Consider the following 14,534-nt stretch of genomic DNA (forward strand, 5'->3'; position numbering starts at 1 on the left):
TGCCGCAAACGCGATTACATTGACCGCCATGTCGATCACGGAGGGGACATGAAGGGCGCGGGGATGGTGGTCACCATCCTGGTGGTCCTGGGCGGGGTGACCGGGCTCGGGTACGCCGCCGGGCTGGGGAACGCCTCGATCCTGGCCGGGCTGACGGCGCTGTTCTGCCTGATCGCGGCGGTCGGCGGGCCGCTGCGCGCGGATCTGCGGCTGTTCGCGGCGTTCGCCCCCGCGCTCGTCCTCGGTGTCGGGGTGCCCCGGCTGCTCGGCGAGGTCTCGCCGTGGGCGGCGATCGCGCTGCTCGTGGTCATCGTCTTCGTCGCGGGCCTGGTGCCCGCACTGGGCGCCCGCTATGTCACCGTCGGGCTCGGCCTGGGGATGGCTTCGCTGTTCGGGTACGGCTTCCAGCTCACCGGCACGGCGAGCGCGGGCCAGATCATCGGCGCGCCCGCGCTGGCCGTCGGCGTGGTGCTCGTGCTGCGGCTGCTGATGGGCGCGCGGGATCCCGGCAAACCGACCCGGGAGGCGCTCGCCGACGCGCTCACCGGCGAGGGCGCCGACATTCAGGAACGCGCGGCCCGGCTCTGGCTGGCCGACCGCCCGGTGCGGTGGACCGCGCGGGTGCTCGGCGGGACGTTCCGGTTCCGTGCCGCGGCCGGTATCCTCGCCGCCCGGGAACGCCGGTTGAGCGGCACGGCGGCCACCGAGGTGTCCGGTTCGCTCGAGGCGGCCCGCGAGGAGGCTGCCCGGATCGCCGGAGCCGTGCGGTCTCCGTCCACACCGGACACCGTCGAACCGGTCCGGCGCCGCGCGCCGGAGGCCGAACTCCCCGGCGCGACCCGGCACCTGATCGACGGCCTGTGGTCGGCGCTGGAGACCGTCCGGGACGCGGCCCTGCACCGCGACAAGTCGCGTGTGGACGTTCCGCGCGCGTTGCCCCGCGAAGTGCTGCTGACCTCGTTGCGCGGCGCGCTCACCTGGCGGTCCGCGCAGCTGCGGCACGCCGTCCGGTGCGCCTTGGGCGTGCTGCTCGCCCTCGCGGTGGCCCGGTTGCGGCCGGGCGATCCGCTCACCGTCTCGTTCCTGATGAGCACCTTCGCGGTCATGCAGCCGGAATGGCAGGACAGCCTCAGCCGGGCGTGGCAGCGCATCGCGGGCACGCTCGCCGGGGCGGGCGCGCTCGCCCTGGTGCTCTGGCTGCTGCCGCAGGCCGCGCTCGTGCCGATCGGCGTGGTCGCGGTGCTGATCGGCTTCTCGTTCCAGCAGAAGCAGCCGATCGTGTTCAACGCGTGCATCGTGCTGATGGCGGTCGGCGTGAACGCCACCAAGCAGCACCTCGATCCGCGCTCCACGCTGATCGAGTACGTGCTGCTGATGCTGCTCGCCGCCGGGATCGGGCTGGTGTTCGGTTTCGCCGCGGTGCCTGAGGTGCGCAAACCGAGCCTCGCGCGGCGCTTCGCCGAGGCCACCGCGGCGCTGTGCGAGTTGCTCACCGAGGTCGCCTCGGTCCTGCGCGGCGACGAGACCGACGGTCCCGAACTGGCCAAGCGGTTCCGCGCCGCCGCGCGCACCCGGCAGGAACTGGTCACCGCGGAACCGGGCAGCGCCGAACCGAGCGAGGACGAACGGCACGCCGTGGCACAGGCCGTCGAGGGACTGCGCGGGCTGGTGGCCACCGCCTCGGCCCTGCTGCTGCGGCGGGAGGCCGCCGCCCCGCTCGCCGGCGCGCTCGCGGACGTCGCGGCCGCCCTGGCGCCGGGCGCCGAACCGGAGCTGGATCGCCTGGAGAACTACCGGCCCCTGGCCGAGGACGACGAGCAGCGGTTGCTGCTGGACACCCTGGCCGCCGATCTGGTCCAGGTCGGCCGGGCCGCGGAGGAGTTGCGATGACCGAGTTCTGGACCGGGCGCAAGGTGCGCCTGCGCGGGATCGAACCCGAGGACTGGGCGGCGTTCCAGCGTTTCGACGAGCATTCGGCGGACATGCGCGGCGCGGACCTGCTGTATCCGCCCCGGTCGGCGGAGGGCTACCGCCAATGGGCCCGGACCCGGGCGACGGACGAACCCGGCGGGGACGAGTTCCAGCTCGCCATCGAATCGCTCGCCGATCGGGCACTCGTCGGTTCACTGTCCACAACGGACACCGATCGGCGCGCGGGCCGGTTCGGCTACGGCATCGCGATCGGCCACGACCACCAGCGCCGCGGTTACGCGACCGACGCGATCGTGCTCCTGCTGACCTACCTGTTCGGCGAGCGCCGCTACCACAAGTGCGAGGTGGGCATCTACGCCTTCAACGAGGCCTCGATCGGATTGCACGAAAAGCTCGGATTCCAGGTCGAGGGCCGGCTGCGCGAGCACGAGTACTTCGCCGGGCGGCGGCACGATCTGGTGCTGATGGGCCTGACGCTCGACGAATTCACCGCCCGCCACCCCTTCCCCGCGCTGTAAGCCCCCACCAGCAGGAAATCGGCAGGAAGGGACCTTCACTCCTCGGAAACCGGAGCGAGGGACCTTTACTCCAGTAGAACGTGAGCGAAGGTCCCTTCCTGCCGCCGCTCGACGAAACCGGGGGGGGTCGAGCCCGGCGATTCGGCGACGAGTCGCGCTCGCTCGGCTGCTAAGAGATCTCGTGCCGCTCGAGGGCGCTCTTGCCCCGTAGTTCCGTCTCGCGCACCGGGCGGATCGCGTACGCGGTCACACCGATGGCGGCCAGCCACAGGGCCGCGCCGAACAAGCCGAGGGTGTGCACGCCGCCGACGAACTCGCCCACCCGCGCCGGTTCGCCCACGACCGCGCCGAACACCGCCACGCCCAGCGCCCCGGCGGCCTGCCGCGCGGTGTTGTTCACGCCGCTGGCGACCCCGGCGCGCTCCGGCGGCACGGCGCCGACCGCGGCCGCGACCACCGCCGCGGTGAGCAGGCCCATCGCCGTGCCGAGCCCGGCCATCGGCAGCAGGAACGTCGGGTAGCCGCTCGTCTCGCGCACGAAAAGCAGGCCCAGCAAGGAAACCACGCCCAGCGCCAGCCCGGCGATCATCGGCGGGCGCGGGCCGAACCGCGCGGTGAGCCGCCCGGTGACCGGCGCCAGCAGGGCCAGCGGCGCGAAGATCGGCAGCATCCGCAGCCCGGCGGTCAGCGGGTCGGAGCCCAGGACCCGTTGCAGGTACAGGGTGGCCACCAGGATCGTGCCCAGCCCGACGAAGTTCATCGCGCCCGCCACCAGGTTCGCCCCGGTGAACCGGCGGTCGCGCAGCAGGCCGAGCGGGAGCATGGGATCGGCGGACCGCCGCTCGACGGCCACGAATCCGGCGGCGGCGACCACCGCGATCGTCCCCGCGAGCCAGGGCGCCTCACCCGCACCGGCCCGGATCACCGCGTACACCGCGGCGGCGAGCGCCACCGCCGCGGTCAGCGCACCGGGCACGTCGACCCGGCGACCGGGCACGGTGCCTTCGGCGCGGACCAGCGCGGTGGTCCCGGCGATCGCGCACGCGGCCAGGGGCACGTTGAGCCAGAACAGCGAACGCCAGCCCGCCGCGTGCACCAGCAACCCACCCAGCAGCGGCCCCGCGGACAGCGCCACCGCCGACACGCCGGCCCAGATGCCCAAGGCCCGGGCCTGCTCCCCGCGTTCCGGGTAGGTCCGGGTGATCACCGCGAGCGTGCCGGGCAGCAGCAGCGCCGCGCCGAGCCCCTGCAGCACCCGCCCACCGACCAGTACCGGGGCCGACCAGGCCAGCCCGCAGAGCACCGACGCGCAGCCGAACACCGCGAATCCGGCCACCACCACCCGCCGGTGCCCGAACACGTCTCCGACCGCCCCGCCGCACAGCAGCAGGGCCGCCAGCACCACCGAATACCCGTCCACGATCCACTGCAACCGCGGCAGATCCGCCCCGAGCTCGGCACCCATCGTGGGCAGGGCGACGTTGACGACCGTGACGTCCAGCTGCACCAGGAACATCCCGGCGCACATCGTGAGCAGCACGGCCGCGCGGGACCTTCGCACCATCATGTCCATGGCCCCAGGAGATCCCGGGAACACTTCCAGCGGGCTGGAAGTGTGCCTGCGGCATCCTGGAAGCATGGCTTCCGGTGGAGACGTCGACATCGCGCGGACGGCGGCGCTGTTCGCCGATCCGGCGCGGGTGCGGGTGCTGACCGCGCTCGCGGACGGGCGCGCGCTGGCCGCCTCGGTCCTGGCGACCGAAGCCGGGCTGTCGGCGCAGGGCGTCAGCGCGCATCTCGCGAAGCTCCGGGAGGCGGGCCTGGTCACCGCGGAACGGTCCGGGCGGCACCGCTTCTACCGGCTGGCCGGTGGTGAGGTGACCGACGTGCTGGAAACCCTCGCCCGGTTCTCCCCGGCCGAACCGGTCACCTCGCTGAAGGCGGGCACCCGGGCGCAGGCGCTGCGGTTCGCCCGCACCTGTTACGACCACCTCGCCGGGCGGGTGGGCGTCGCGGTCACCGCCGCGCTCCTCGACCACGGCGCGTTGCGCAGCGTCGACGGCATCCCCAGCACCCGGCGGCGCGTGGCGGACCGGTTGTCCGCCCCGCTGGCCGAGCATCCGTACGCACTCGGCCCGCGAGCCGCCGAGGTGTTCGGCGCCCTCGGCGTCGACGTCGAGGGCACGCGGACCCGGCGACCGTTGCTGAAGTTCTGCCTGGACTGGTCCGAGCAGCGGCACCACCTGGCGGGCGCGCTCGGCGCCGCCCTGACCGAGGCCATGCTGAACGCGGGCTGGCTGCTCCGGCGCCGGCCCGGGCACCGGGCGCTGCGCCTGACCCCCGAAGGCGCCGCGGCCCTGCGCGACCGGCTGGGCCTCGACTTCGACCCGTAGGCCGCTATTCCGCCGGGGACTTGCGGTTCGCGCGGTACTCCGCGGCGAGCTTGGCGTCCGGACCGCATTTCGCGCACGGGGTGAACCCGAGTTCCCGCGCCTCGGCGATCGCGATCGGGATCGTGTCCCGATCGGCGAGCCACCGGCAGTCGGTGAGGTGGTAGCGCGGGTACTCGTCGACCACCACCACCTCGACGTCGAGTTCCGAGACGATCAGCAGATCCGCGGCGTCGGTCTGCTCCTCCGCCGGGTCGCCGTTCTCGTCTTCGGTCTCGGCACCGGATTTGGCTTCACCGTCGAGTTTTCCGGCCGCAGGCAGCAGTTCGGTCTGGTTCTCCGGTTCCTCCCCCGGCTCCGCCTCGTCCTCGTCGGTCTCTTCCTCCGCGCCGGGCTCGGCTTCCTCGGCCTCCGCGCCGGGACGCCGGGTTCGTCTGCGCAGGAAGTCCACGACAAGGATGAGGCCGGCGAGGACGGAAAGGCCGATCGAGATCCACGCCCACAGCGAGTTCGCCGTGATCAGCGCCGTGACCAGCAACCCCAGGGCGGCCAGGACCAGGATGAGGACGATATAGAGCACGGTGAATTACAACACGAACGGACATGGGAAACGGTTCCGACCCTCCCACCGGGAGTGTCGGAACCGTTTCTGTGCGTTTGTGCGCCGGAGACTAGCCCGCTTCGGCGCGCGGGCCGAACGAGTAACCCTGGCCGCCGCTGCCCCCGCTGCCGCTTCCGCCGGAGGACTGGCCGGAACCGGAGGACGCCGACGCGGGCGCCGCGGAGCCGCGGTCGTCGAGTTCGCGCAACTGGGACTCGAGGAAACCACGCAGTCGGGTGCGGTACTCCCGCTCGATCGTGCGCAGCTCCTCGATCTTCTTGCCCAGCGCGCTCTTCTCGCTGTTCATGTTGTTCATCGTCTCGGTGTACTTGCGCTGCGCCTCGCGTTCCATGGTGGTCGCCTTGTCGCGCGCCTGCCGCTCCAGGGTCTCCGCCCTGGTGCGAGCGTCGTTCAGCATGGTCTCGGCACGCGTACGCGCCTCGTTGACCATCGAGTCGGACTTCGACCGGGCGTCGGAGAGCAGCTGCTCGGACTTGGTCCGCGCCTCCGCCAGCATGCCGTCGGACTCGGTCTTGGCCTCCGCAGTCAGCCGGTCGGCCATCTCCTGGGCCAGCCCGAGGACCTTCGCGGCCTGGACGTTGGGCTCGCCGTTGTCGGCCATCATGCCCGGGTGGGTCTGCGTCTGCTCCAGCGCGCTCGGGGGCGGCACCGGGGCGAGTCTCCGCGACGGCTCCTCACGCACCGGGGGCGGACCGCCCACGGCGCCGGCGTTGGCCTTGGCCGTCTCCAGCTCGCCTCGGGTCGATTCGAGCTCGGCGTCGAGCTGCTCGACCTGCTGACGCAGCTCGTTGTTGTCCTCGATCAACCGGGCAAGCTCGGTCTCCACCAGGTCGAGGAACGCGTCCACTTCGTCCTCGTTGTAGCCCCTCTTGCCAATGGGCGGCTTGCTGAACGCGACGTTATGCACGTCAGCGGGGGTCAACGACATCAGATCACCTCACGCACTCCATGGCCTGCAGGTCACCCGGGTTCCCCGATCACCCGGGATACGCCAGTTGCATCAGTATGAACACAACCAACAGCAGCACCATAATCGATAAGTCCAGTCCGACGCCGCCAATCCGCACCATCGGGATGATCCGCCGGACCAATCGGACCGGCGGGTCGGTCACTGTGTAGATGGTCTCCAGCGTCACCGCAACCCCTCCAGCGGGACGCCACTCGCGTGCGAACGCTCGCACGAGCTCAACCACGACACGCGCTGTGAGCAGGAGCCAAAACGCGAACAGCACGTAGTAGAGGACAAGCCAGACCGCATCCACGCCCCCACTCTGCCACAGCCGCGCACGCCCGCGCGCGAAGCCACCGTCAAGGCGCGTTCAGGTTCCGGAAGTGAGTAAGCCCACTCGACTTAATGCGACAGTAAAGTCACCCGTAGTACACGCCGCGTTTTCATGATCACATTGCGAAGGAACGCCGTGACCTTGTGTGCCCGGCACTCGGCGGCGCGCACAAAAATAAGGGGTCTTTCGTACGAAAGGTTCGCACGGAAGACCCCTTCGAAGCCCGGCTTCGGGAACGTCTAGTGGCGGAGGAACAACCCACCCTCGGCGATTCGACGGCGGTCCTCCGCGGTCACCTCGACGTCCGGCGGTGAGAGCAAGAACACCTTGTTGGTGACCTTGTCCATCGAACCGCGCAGCGCGAAAGCCAGCCCGGCGGCGAAGTCCACCACCCGCTTCGCGTCCGCGTTCTCCATCTCGGTCAGGTTGATGATCACCGGGATGCCGTCCCGGTACGCCTCGCCGACCGCCCGCGCCTCCGTGTAGTTCGTGGGGTGCAGGGTGGTGATCCGGCTCAGCGGGTCCCGCACGACCGTCCGCGGCGCCTCCGGCACCGGGCGCAACCGCGCTACCGGCTCCGGTTGCCGATCGACCGCGAGCGCGCCGTGCACCGACGGCTCGACCGACGACATCGCCCGGCTCCGGGACCGGACCGGGGGCTCGTCGGCGTAGTCGTCGGCCGGGCGGTACCGTCCTCGGGTACGCGCCGGTGGCTCGTCGTAGGCGTCGTACTCGTCCTCGGCGTAGCCGTGGCGGTAGCCGTCCTCGTCGTAACCTTCTTCATCGGCCGGGACCATCCCGAAGTAGGCCTTCAGCTTCTGCAGCGCGCTCATGCCTCTCCCTCAGCCCTAGCCGCTCTCCCAAGCATTCCTACCCGAAAGATCTCCAACGGGTGATCGTTTCGGGCCAACTCCCTAGGGCGAGGCTAAACCGCGGCCGCCGAGCAACGCGGTTCCGACACGCACACACGTGGAGCCGTGCTGGATCGCCTGCTCGAGATCACCGCTCATCCCGGCGGACAACTCGGTCGCCTCCGGGTGATCACGACGGAGTTCCTCCGCCGCGCGGGCGAGTCGTTCGAACGCCGGGGCGGGGTCCGCGCCCAGCGGCGCGACGGCCATCAGACCCCTGAGAGATAAATCACCCGAGGGGGTTAGCTCTTCGGCGAGCCGGTTCACCTCTTCGAGCGAACATCCGCCCCTGCCTGGGGAATCGTCCAGGCTGACCTGGATCAACACCTCCAGCGGCCCCTGCCGCTCGCCGCGCTCGCGGGCGTTGCGGACCGCTTTCGCCAGTGCCTCGGCGAGCCGGACCGAGTCGACCGACTGGACCTGGTCCGCCCAACGCGCGACCGACCGCGCCTTGTTGCGCTGCAACCGGCCGACCATGTGCCAGCGGATCCCCGCGCCGGGGCGGAGTTCGCGGACCTCGGCGACCTTGTCCGCCGCCTCCTGGTCCCGGTTCTCCGCCAGCTCGGTCACGCCGAGGTCGGCGAGCAGCGCCGCGTCGGTGGCCGGGAAGGTCTTGGTGACGGCGAGCAGCCGGACCTCGTCGCGGGCCCGGCCCGCCGCGGCACAGGCTTCGCCGATCCGCTTGTGCACCGCCGCCAGCGCCTGCTCGAGTTCCGCGCGCCGGTCGCCGTTCACTGGGCCTCGACCCAAGTCAGGGCCGCGATCCGGCCGGTGGGCCGGTCTCGGCGGTAGCTGAACAGACTCTGCTCCTCCGCGGTGCAGCGCGGGTCGACGCCGATCTTGCCGACGCCCGCGTCCGCGAGCTGGCGCCAGAGCCCGGCCCGCAGGTCCAGCCCGGGTGTGCCCTTGCGCGTGCGGCAGGCGCTCCCGGGCAGGTGCGCCTCGACGTCCCGGGCCATGTCGTCGGGGACCTCGTAGCAGTCGCCGCAAACCGCCGGGCCGAGCAACGCCTCGATCCGGTGGGTCTGCGCTCCCGCGGTGCGCATCGCCTCCAGCGCCGCGAGCAGCACGCCGACGCGGGCGCCCACCCGGCCCGCGTGCACGGCGGCCACCACCCCAGCTTCGGCGTCGCCGAGCAACACCGGGACGCAGTCGGCGACGAGGACGACGACCGCGACGCCGGGCGTGGCGGTCACCAGGGCGTCGGTGGCCTCCGCGGGGCGGGTCTCCGTGCCGTCGACGATCGTGGCGGTGCGCCCGTGCACCTGTTCCATCCAGGCGAGCCGGTCCTCGCGCAGCCCGAGTTCGGACGCGAGGCGCTTGCGGTTGGCCGTGACCGCCGCGGGGTCGTCCCCGACGTGGTCACCGAGGTTGAACGAATCGAAGGGCGGTTTCGAGACACCGCCGTCCCTGGTCGTGACCACCCGACGGACGCGCAAACCAACCGCCCCTCATCCTCGCCGGACCGCTCCTCCCCGAAGCCTAGCGAAGGCCCGGATCCGGTCGGGCATCCCCGCACTCGCAAGGGAACCGGGCACTCACGACTCAGCGGCGCATGAAAGGGGGAACGTCGACCTCGTCGTCGGAGGGGTCGTCGGTGACCGGGACCGCGCGGCCGGGCAGGTTGCCCTGTGCGCTCGGGAAGGCGTTGCGGGACGACGGCGGATAGCTCCGGCTGCCACCACCCGGCTGCGGCAACCCACCGGTCTGGCCCACACCGTTGCCCGCGGGCGCCGTCGGCGGCTGAGAACGCTGCTGCGCCACCGGGAACCCGTTGCCCGGGGTCGGCGGTGACTGCGCGGCTCCGGAGCCGTTCCCGCCGACCTGGCCCGCCTGCGCGGACGCCGTCGTCGACGGGGAAGACGACCGCGAGCCCACGGCGGGCGGGTCGAGCTTCTTGTGCGTCGGCGCACCGGCGTCGAATCCGGCCGCGATCACGGTCACCCGCACCTCGTCGCCGAGCGAGTCGTCGATGATCGTCCCGAAGATGATGTTGGCCTCGGGGTGTGCGGACTCCTGCACCAGCGAAGCGGCCTCGTTGATCTCGAACAGGCCGAGGTCCGAACCGCCCGCGATGGACAGCAGGGCGCCGTGGGCGCCGTCCATGGACGCCTCGAGCAGCGGCGAGTTGATCGCCTTCTCGGCGGCCTGCACGGCACGACCCTCGCCACGCGCCGAGCCGATCCCCATCAGCGCGCTGCCCGCACCGGACATCACGCTCTTCACGTCGGCGAAGTCCAGGTTGATCAGGCCGGGCGTGGTGATCAGATCGGTGATGCCCTGGACACCGGAGAGCAGCACCTCGTCGGCCGACCGGAACGCGTCCATCAGGGACACGCCGATGTCGCCGAGCTGCAGCAGCCGGTCGTTCGGGATCACGATCAGCGTGTCGCATTCGTTGCGCAGGGCCTGGATGCCGTCCTCGGCCTGCTTGCTGCGCCGCTTGCCCTCGAAGGTGAACGGCCGGGTCACCACGCCGATGGTGAGCGCGCCGAGCTTGCGGGCGATCTGCGCGACGACCGGCGCGCCGCCGGTGCCGGTGCCACCGCCCTCGCCGGCGGTCACGAAGACCATGTCGGCGCCCTTGATGACCTCTTCGATCTCCTCGCGGTGGTCCTCGGCCGCGCGCTGCCCCACCTCGGGGGCGGCACCGGCGCCGAGGCCGCGGGTCAGTTCGCGGCCGATGTCGAGCTTGACGTCGGCATCGGACATCAGCAGAGCCTGCGCGTCGGTGTTCACCGCGATGAACTCGACACCCTTGAGGCCGACCTCGATCATGCGGTTCACGGCGTTCACGCCGCCGCCGCCGATACCGACGACCTTGATCACCGCAAGGTAGTTGTGCGGGGGCGTCATCGGGTCCGCCTTCCTGATCGTGACTACTCGTGTTGCTCGCTGGCGCCCAAACCCTCAACCTCAACTTGAGGGCGAGAGTTATGTCAACTACCAACGTTGTTGCAGGACGGTAGGCATCCGACAGGTCCGAATCCAGCAGCCACGCCGTGTGTCGCAGAACGTGTTTCGCCACAACACCTTTCGCGTGAAGGTGCGTAACGCCAGAAAAACCCGCTGGCTCACACAAACATAACGAGAAATGGGTTCGTCGTGGGACCCGGTGAACCACCTTGCGGTTCCACGGTCACGGCCACCTGCCGGGCGCCTTCGACCCCGTTGATCAGCACGATTCCGTCCGCGGGCAGCAGTCCGGCCGAGCGGGGCGGTTCACCGGGCGCCATCAGCCAGACCTGGTAATCGCGGTTCGGCGGGCGCTGTGGGAGCCGGGCAGCCAGGAACAGCAGCCTGTTCTGCGACGGCGACAGCACGACCGTGCCCGAACCGCCGATCCCGGACTCGCCGCGCGCCGTGCGGGCGTCCGGCGCGGCCAGCAGCTCCGCCACCGGCGCGTACCGCTGCCGCGCCTGCTCGACCTGCCGCTCGGCGGCGGTCAGCTGGTCCTGCCGGTGCAGGGCGATCCCGCCGAAGATCCCGGCCAGCGCGAGCCCGACCACCGCCGCGGCGGCCGCCAGGCCAAGCGCCCACCGCGGCACCCGCGCGCCGCCGCGGGACCGCTGCCCCGGCTCCGGTTTCGCCGACGGCGGCAGCTGCCGGGTGCTCGCGACCTCGGCGAGCACCCGGTCCTTCAGCGGCGCGGGCGGGTCCTGCCCGACCGCCTCGCCCAGCCGGGCCGCGGTCGCCCGCAGTTCGCGGACCTCCTGGGCGCAGGCCGGACATTCGGCGAGGTGCCGCCGGAACCGCGCGCGTTCGGGCTCGTCGAGCGCGTCCAGCGCGTAGGCGCCGGACAAGGCGTGCAGATCTCCCTGAGTCACGCGAGCACCCCCAGACAGTCCCGCAGCCGGATCAGACCGTCCCGCAACCGGGTCTTGACGGTGCCCAGCGGGGCCGAGAGCACCTCGGCGACCTCGCGATAGGTGTACCCTTGGTAGTACGCCAGCAGCACGGATTCGCGCTGCAGTTCGGTCAGCTGCGCGAGGCACCGGCGCACCTGCCGCCGCTCCAGCCGCCCGGTGACCGCCTCGGTCACCTCGTCGAACGGGCGATCTCGCCCGGCCTCGAAGGTCGCCTTCCGTTCCCGTTCGGTGCTCGCCCGCGCGGAACGGACCCGGTCCACCGCTCGGCGATGCGCCAGCGTCAGCGCCCAGTTCAGCGCGCTGCCCTTGGCCGCGGAGTACCGCGGGGCGGTGCGCCAGAGCTCGACGAGCACCTCCTGGGCCACCTCCTCGGACTGCGCGGCGTCGCGCACGATCCGGCGCACCAGCCCGAAGATCGGCCCGGCGAGCAGCCCGTAGAGCCGCTCGAACGCCCGCTCGTCCCCCTTGGCGACCTCGGCCAGCAACTGCTCGGCGGTCGGCTCCGCGTATTCGCGGTCATCCGGTCCGAACGGAGTCGGCCGTGCCGGCTCGTCCATGCGCGCCTCCTCGGGCCCCTGGGTCGCACGGGTATTCGGCGCGGCCGCCGGATCGGATGGGTGCCGGTCACTCCCCGACGAGGCCGTCGGTCAGTTCCCGCAGCAGGTCGAGGTGGCCGGCGTGCCGCGCGGTCTCCTCGACCATGTGCGCGACCACCCAGTGCACGCTCACCGCGCGGTCGCCGCGGAAGGTGACCACCTTGTCGAAATCGAGCCCGGCCAGGATCTCCCGGCTCCGCCGGCATTCCTGCTCGTATTCGGCGAGCAGTCGCGCGATCGGTGTCCGCATCGCGCGCCGGAACTCGGCGTCGGGATCCTCGGCGAACGCCTCGCGCCACCGGTCCGGCTTCCCGGCGAGGACGATGCTGAACCAGTACTCCTCGACGAAGGTGAGGTGCCCGAGGAGCCCGGCGATCGTGGTCAGCTCGCTCGGCACGAGCGAACGCCGCGCCTGTTCGTCGGTCAGCCCGCCGCACTTCCACACCACCGTCGCGCGGTGGAAGTCGAGGAAACCGGTCAGCTGCTCGCGCTGCGAGCCGACCATCGGCGGTTCGGGACGCGCGGGTTCGGCACTCATGCGGGCAAGTCTGCCGGTGGCCGCGGGCTGCCGCGACCCACTTTCGCCCATTTACATTGCGTGCGATGTAATCGAGGGCTATGTTGTTGGCATGTCGTCCACCGATCCCCGCCGCGAGCTGCTCCTCGAAGAGCAGGCGTGCTTCGCGCTCTACTCGGCGTCGCGGGCGGTCACCGACGTGTACCGCCCGCTGCTCGCCGAACTCGGCCTCACCTACCCGCAGTACCTGGTGCTGCTGGTGCTGTGGGAACGCGATTCCCGGCCGGTCAAGGAAATCGGCGAGGCGCTGCAGCTCGACTACGGCACCCTGTCCCCGCTGCTCAAACGGCTCGAAGCGAACGGCCTGGTGACCCGTCACCGGCTGGCCAGCGACGAGCGCAGCGTGGCGATCGGGCTGACCGGACGCGGGCGGGAACTGCGCGAGCGGGCCGCCGGGATCCCCTCGGCGATCGGCTGCGCGCTCGGACTGGACGACGAGGCAAGGCGGGAACTCATCACCACGCTGCGGTCCATCACCGCGTCGACCCGCACCACCACCGAAGGAACCTGAGGAGACAGCTATGCCAAGCCGCGACGCCACCACGCACTGGGAGGGTGGCCTGCAGGCCGGTACCGGGAACGTCACCCTGGACTCGTCCAACGCGGGTCAGTTCGACGTGTCCTTCCCGACCCGGGCGGGCAACCCGGACGGCCAGACCAGCCCCGAGGAACTGCTCGCCGCCGCGCATTCGGCGTGCCTGGCGATGAACTTCTCCGGCGTCCTGGAGGCCGACAACCTCAAACCGGAGAGCATCGACGTGAGCGCCGAGGTCACCCTGGGCCCGGCCAAGGGCGGCGGATTCGAGATCAGTGGCATCGCGATCACGCTGCGCGCCCAGGTCCCCGGCGTGGACGCGGACAAGTTCGCCGAACTCGCCGCCACCGCCGAGAAAACCTGCCCGGTGAGCAAGGCCCTCGCCGGCACCACCATCACCCTGGACGCCGCCCTCGCCTGAGGCTCTCTTTCATGAGGGGACCCCTCCGGACAAATTTTGTCTGGAGGGGTCCCCTCATGAAACCGTCAGGAGACCGTGGGCAGTTCGGGGCTGGAGACGTCGTAGGTCTTGCCTTCGCGGGTGAGCAGGGCGGCGAGGACCTTCGCCTTCCGCTCGGTCTGTTCCGCGTCGCCCCAGCGGACGACCTTGCCGTTGGCCAGGGTGAGTTCGACGCTGCCGGGTGTCACCGCGCCGGCCGCGGTGACCTGGGACCGCAGTTGCTCCGGAACGGCCGCGAGCACGGCCGTCACCGCCCGGGTCGGCGCGTCGTCCGGGGCGACGCGCGCCAGCTTCAGCTGCGGCAGGCCGCCGGGTTTCTCTTTCACCGTCTTGAAATCGACGCCCGTACCGTCGACCAGGTGGATGCCGCCGTCCCGCTCGAAGTACCCCATGGCGGTGCGCTCGGTGATCTCGATTTCGATCGTGGACGGCCAGGACCGGGACACCTCGGCGGTGGCGACCCCGGGCATCGCGGCCACCCGGTCGCGGATCTCGGCGGTGTCCACGCGCAGCATGGCCCGCCGGTCCGGGACCGCGGCCACCGCCCGCACCTGGTCCGCCGACACGCTGTTCGCGCCGAGCACCTCGACCGAACGCACACCGAGCAGCGAGGTGAAGAACAGCAGGTAGACGACCGCGGCCACGGTGACCACGCTGAGCAGCGCCACCCACCGCCGCCGCAACGCCCGCTGCCGGGTCGGCCGGGTGCCGGTCTTCTGCCGCGCGCTCTGCGGGCGGCGGCCACGGCGGCGCCCGGCGGAGTTCGGCGCCGGGCGGCGGCGGTTCTCGTCGCCCGGCCTGCTCCGCTCGCCGGTGCGCTCCCTGGTCGCCCGCATCCGCC

At 71.5% G+C, this 14,534-nt stretch carries 17 protein-coding genes; 5 read left to right on the forward strand and 12 right to left on the reverse strand.

Annotation, left to right across the window (positions count from 1 at the left end):
* The first annotated feature begins 48 nt into the window (after window positions 1-48).
* The gene (locus FXO23_RS22055) at window positions 49-1,890 is read left to right on the forward strand and encodes an FUSC family protein (RefSeq protein ID WP_158887279.1); all 1,842 of its coding nucleotides are present in this window, start codon (window positions 49-51) and stop codon (window positions 1,888-1,890) included.
* Entirely contained in the window at window positions 1,887-2,450 is a 564-nt protein-coding gene (locus FXO23_RS22060) for a GNAT family N-acetyltransferase (RefSeq protein ID WP_158887280.1), read from the forward strand. The genes FXO23_RS22055 and FXO23_RS22060 overlap by 4 nt, the downstream gene beginning before the upstream one ends.
* A 169-nt stretch (window positions 2,451-2,619) precedes the next feature.
* On the opposite strand, the gene FXO23_RS22065 is transcribed toward FXO23_RS22060, so the two are convergent.
* Entirely contained in the window at window positions 2,620-4,023 is a 1,404-nt protein-coding gene (locus FXO23_RS22065; protein ID WP_246257663.1) for an MFS transporter, read from the reverse strand.
* A 64-nt stretch (window positions 4,024-4,087) separates the two neighbouring features.
* On the opposite strand from FXO23_RS22065, the gene FXO23_RS22070 reads away from it, so the two are divergent.
* Window positions 4,088-4,843: an ArsR/SmtB family transcription factor gene (locus tag FXO23_RS22070; RefSeq protein ID WP_158887281.1), complete on the forward strand. Its 756-nt coding sequence runs from the start codon at window positions 4,088-4,090 to the stop codon at window positions 4,841-4,843.
* A gap of 4 nt (window positions 4,844-4,847) precedes the next feature.
* On the opposite strand, the gene FXO23_RS22075 is transcribed toward FXO23_RS22070, so the two are convergent.
* From FXO23_RS22075 to FXO23_RS22120, 10 genes are all read right to left on the reverse strand, one after another.
* Window positions 4,848-5,420 carry a hypothetical protein gene (locus FXO23_RS22075; RefSeq protein WP_158887282.1) on the reverse strand — a complete coding sequence of 191 codons (573 nt, stop codon included), beginning with the start codon at window positions 5,418-5,420 and terminating at the stop codon, window positions 4,848-4,850.
* A 91-nt stretch (window positions 5,421-5,511) separates the two neighbouring features.
* On the reverse strand, window positions 5,512-6,390 hold the full coding sequence (gene wag31, locus FXO23_RS22080) for a DivIVA-like cell division protein Wag31 (RefSeq protein ID WP_158887283.1): 879 nt from the start codon (window positions 6,388-6,390) through the stop codon (window positions 5,512-5,514).
* Between the two features lie 49 nt (window positions 6,391-6,439).
* Complete coding sequence (locus tag FXO23_RS22085; RefSeq protein WP_158887284.1) at window positions 6,440-6,724, reverse strand: YggT family protein; 285 nt, start codon at window positions 6,722-6,724, stop codon at window positions 6,440-6,442.
* Window positions 6,725-6,984: 260 nt separating this feature from the next.
* Complete coding sequence (locus FXO23_RS22090; protein ID WP_158887285.1) at window positions 6,985-7,578, reverse strand: cell division protein SepF; 594 nt, start codon at window positions 7,576-7,578, stop codon at window positions 6,985-6,987.
* An 81-nt stretch (window positions 7,579-7,659) separates the two neighbouring features.
* A complete protein-coding gene (locus FXO23_RS22095; RefSeq protein WP_158887286.1) occupies window positions 7,660-8,391 on the reverse strand; it encodes a YggS family pyridoxal phosphate-dependent enzyme in 732 nt (243 codons plus the stop codon).
* Window positions 8,388-9,095 carry a peptidoglycan editing factor PgeF gene (gene pgeF, locus FXO23_RS22100; RefSeq protein ID WP_158887287.1) on the reverse strand — a complete coding sequence of 236 codons (708 nt, stop codon included), beginning with the start codon at window positions 9,093-9,095 and terminating at the stop codon, window positions 8,388-8,390. The genes FXO23_RS22095 and pgeF overlap by 4 nt, the downstream gene beginning before the upstream one ends.
* Before the next feature lie 106 nt (window positions 9,096-9,201).
* Window positions 9,202-10,512: a cell division protein FtsZ gene (gene ftsZ / locus FXO23_RS22105; RefSeq protein ID WP_158887288.1), complete on the reverse strand. Its 1,311-nt coding sequence runs from the start codon at window positions 10,510-10,512 to the stop codon at window positions 9,202-9,204.
* Window positions 10,513-10,730: 218 nt separating this feature from the next.
* Complete coding sequence (locus FXO23_RS22110; RefSeq protein WP_158887289.1) at window positions 10,731-11,483, reverse strand: anti-sigma factor; 753 nt, start codon at window positions 11,481-11,483, stop codon at window positions 10,731-10,733.
* Window positions 11,480-12,082, reverse strand: a complete 603-nt coding sequence (gene sigK, locus FXO23_RS22115; protein WP_158887290.1) for an ECF RNA polymerase sigma factor SigK — start codon at window positions 12,080-12,082, stop codon at window positions 11,480-11,482. The genes FXO23_RS22110 and sigK overlap by 4 nt, the downstream gene beginning before the upstream one ends.
* A gap of 67 nt (window positions 12,083-12,149) precedes the next feature.
* Complete coding sequence (locus FXO23_RS22120; RefSeq protein WP_158887291.1) at window positions 12,150-12,659, reverse strand: DinB family protein; 510 nt, start codon at window positions 12,657-12,659, stop codon at window positions 12,150-12,152.
* 91 nt (window positions 12,660-12,750) lie between these two features.
* Between FXO23_RS22120 and FXO23_RS22125 the strand changes: the two genes are divergently transcribed.
* Both FXO23_RS22125 and FXO23_RS22130 read left to right on the forward strand, forming a co-directional pair.
* Window positions 12,751-13,209 (forward strand): MarR family winged helix-turn-helix transcriptional regulator, encoded by a 459-nt coding sequence (locus FXO23_RS22125; RefSeq protein ID WP_158887292.1) that lies wholly within the window; start codon window positions 12,751-12,753, stop codon window positions 13,207-13,209.
* Window positions 13,210-13,219: 10 nt separating this feature from the next.
* On the forward strand, window positions 13,220-13,654 hold the full coding sequence (locus FXO23_RS22130; RefSeq protein ID WP_158887293.1) for an OsmC family peroxiredoxin: 435 nt from the start codon (window positions 13,220-13,222) through the stop codon (window positions 13,652-13,654).
* A gap of 65 nt (window positions 13,655-13,719) precedes the next feature.
* On the opposite strand, the gene FXO23_RS22135 is transcribed toward FXO23_RS22130, so the two are convergent.
* A complete protein-coding gene (locus FXO23_RS22135; protein ID WP_158887294.1) occupies window positions 13,720-14,529 on the reverse strand; it encodes a cell division protein FtsQ/DivIB in 810 nt (269 codons plus the stop codon).
* Between the last annotated feature and the right edge of the window lie 5 nt (window positions 14,530-14,534).

The sequence above is a fragment of the Amycolatopsis anabasis genome (genome assembly GCF_009765355.1).
In the GTDB taxonomy this organism is placed as follows: Bacteria; Actinomycetota; Actinomycetes; order Mycobacteriales; family Pseudonocardiaceae; genus Amycolatopsis; species Amycolatopsis anabasis.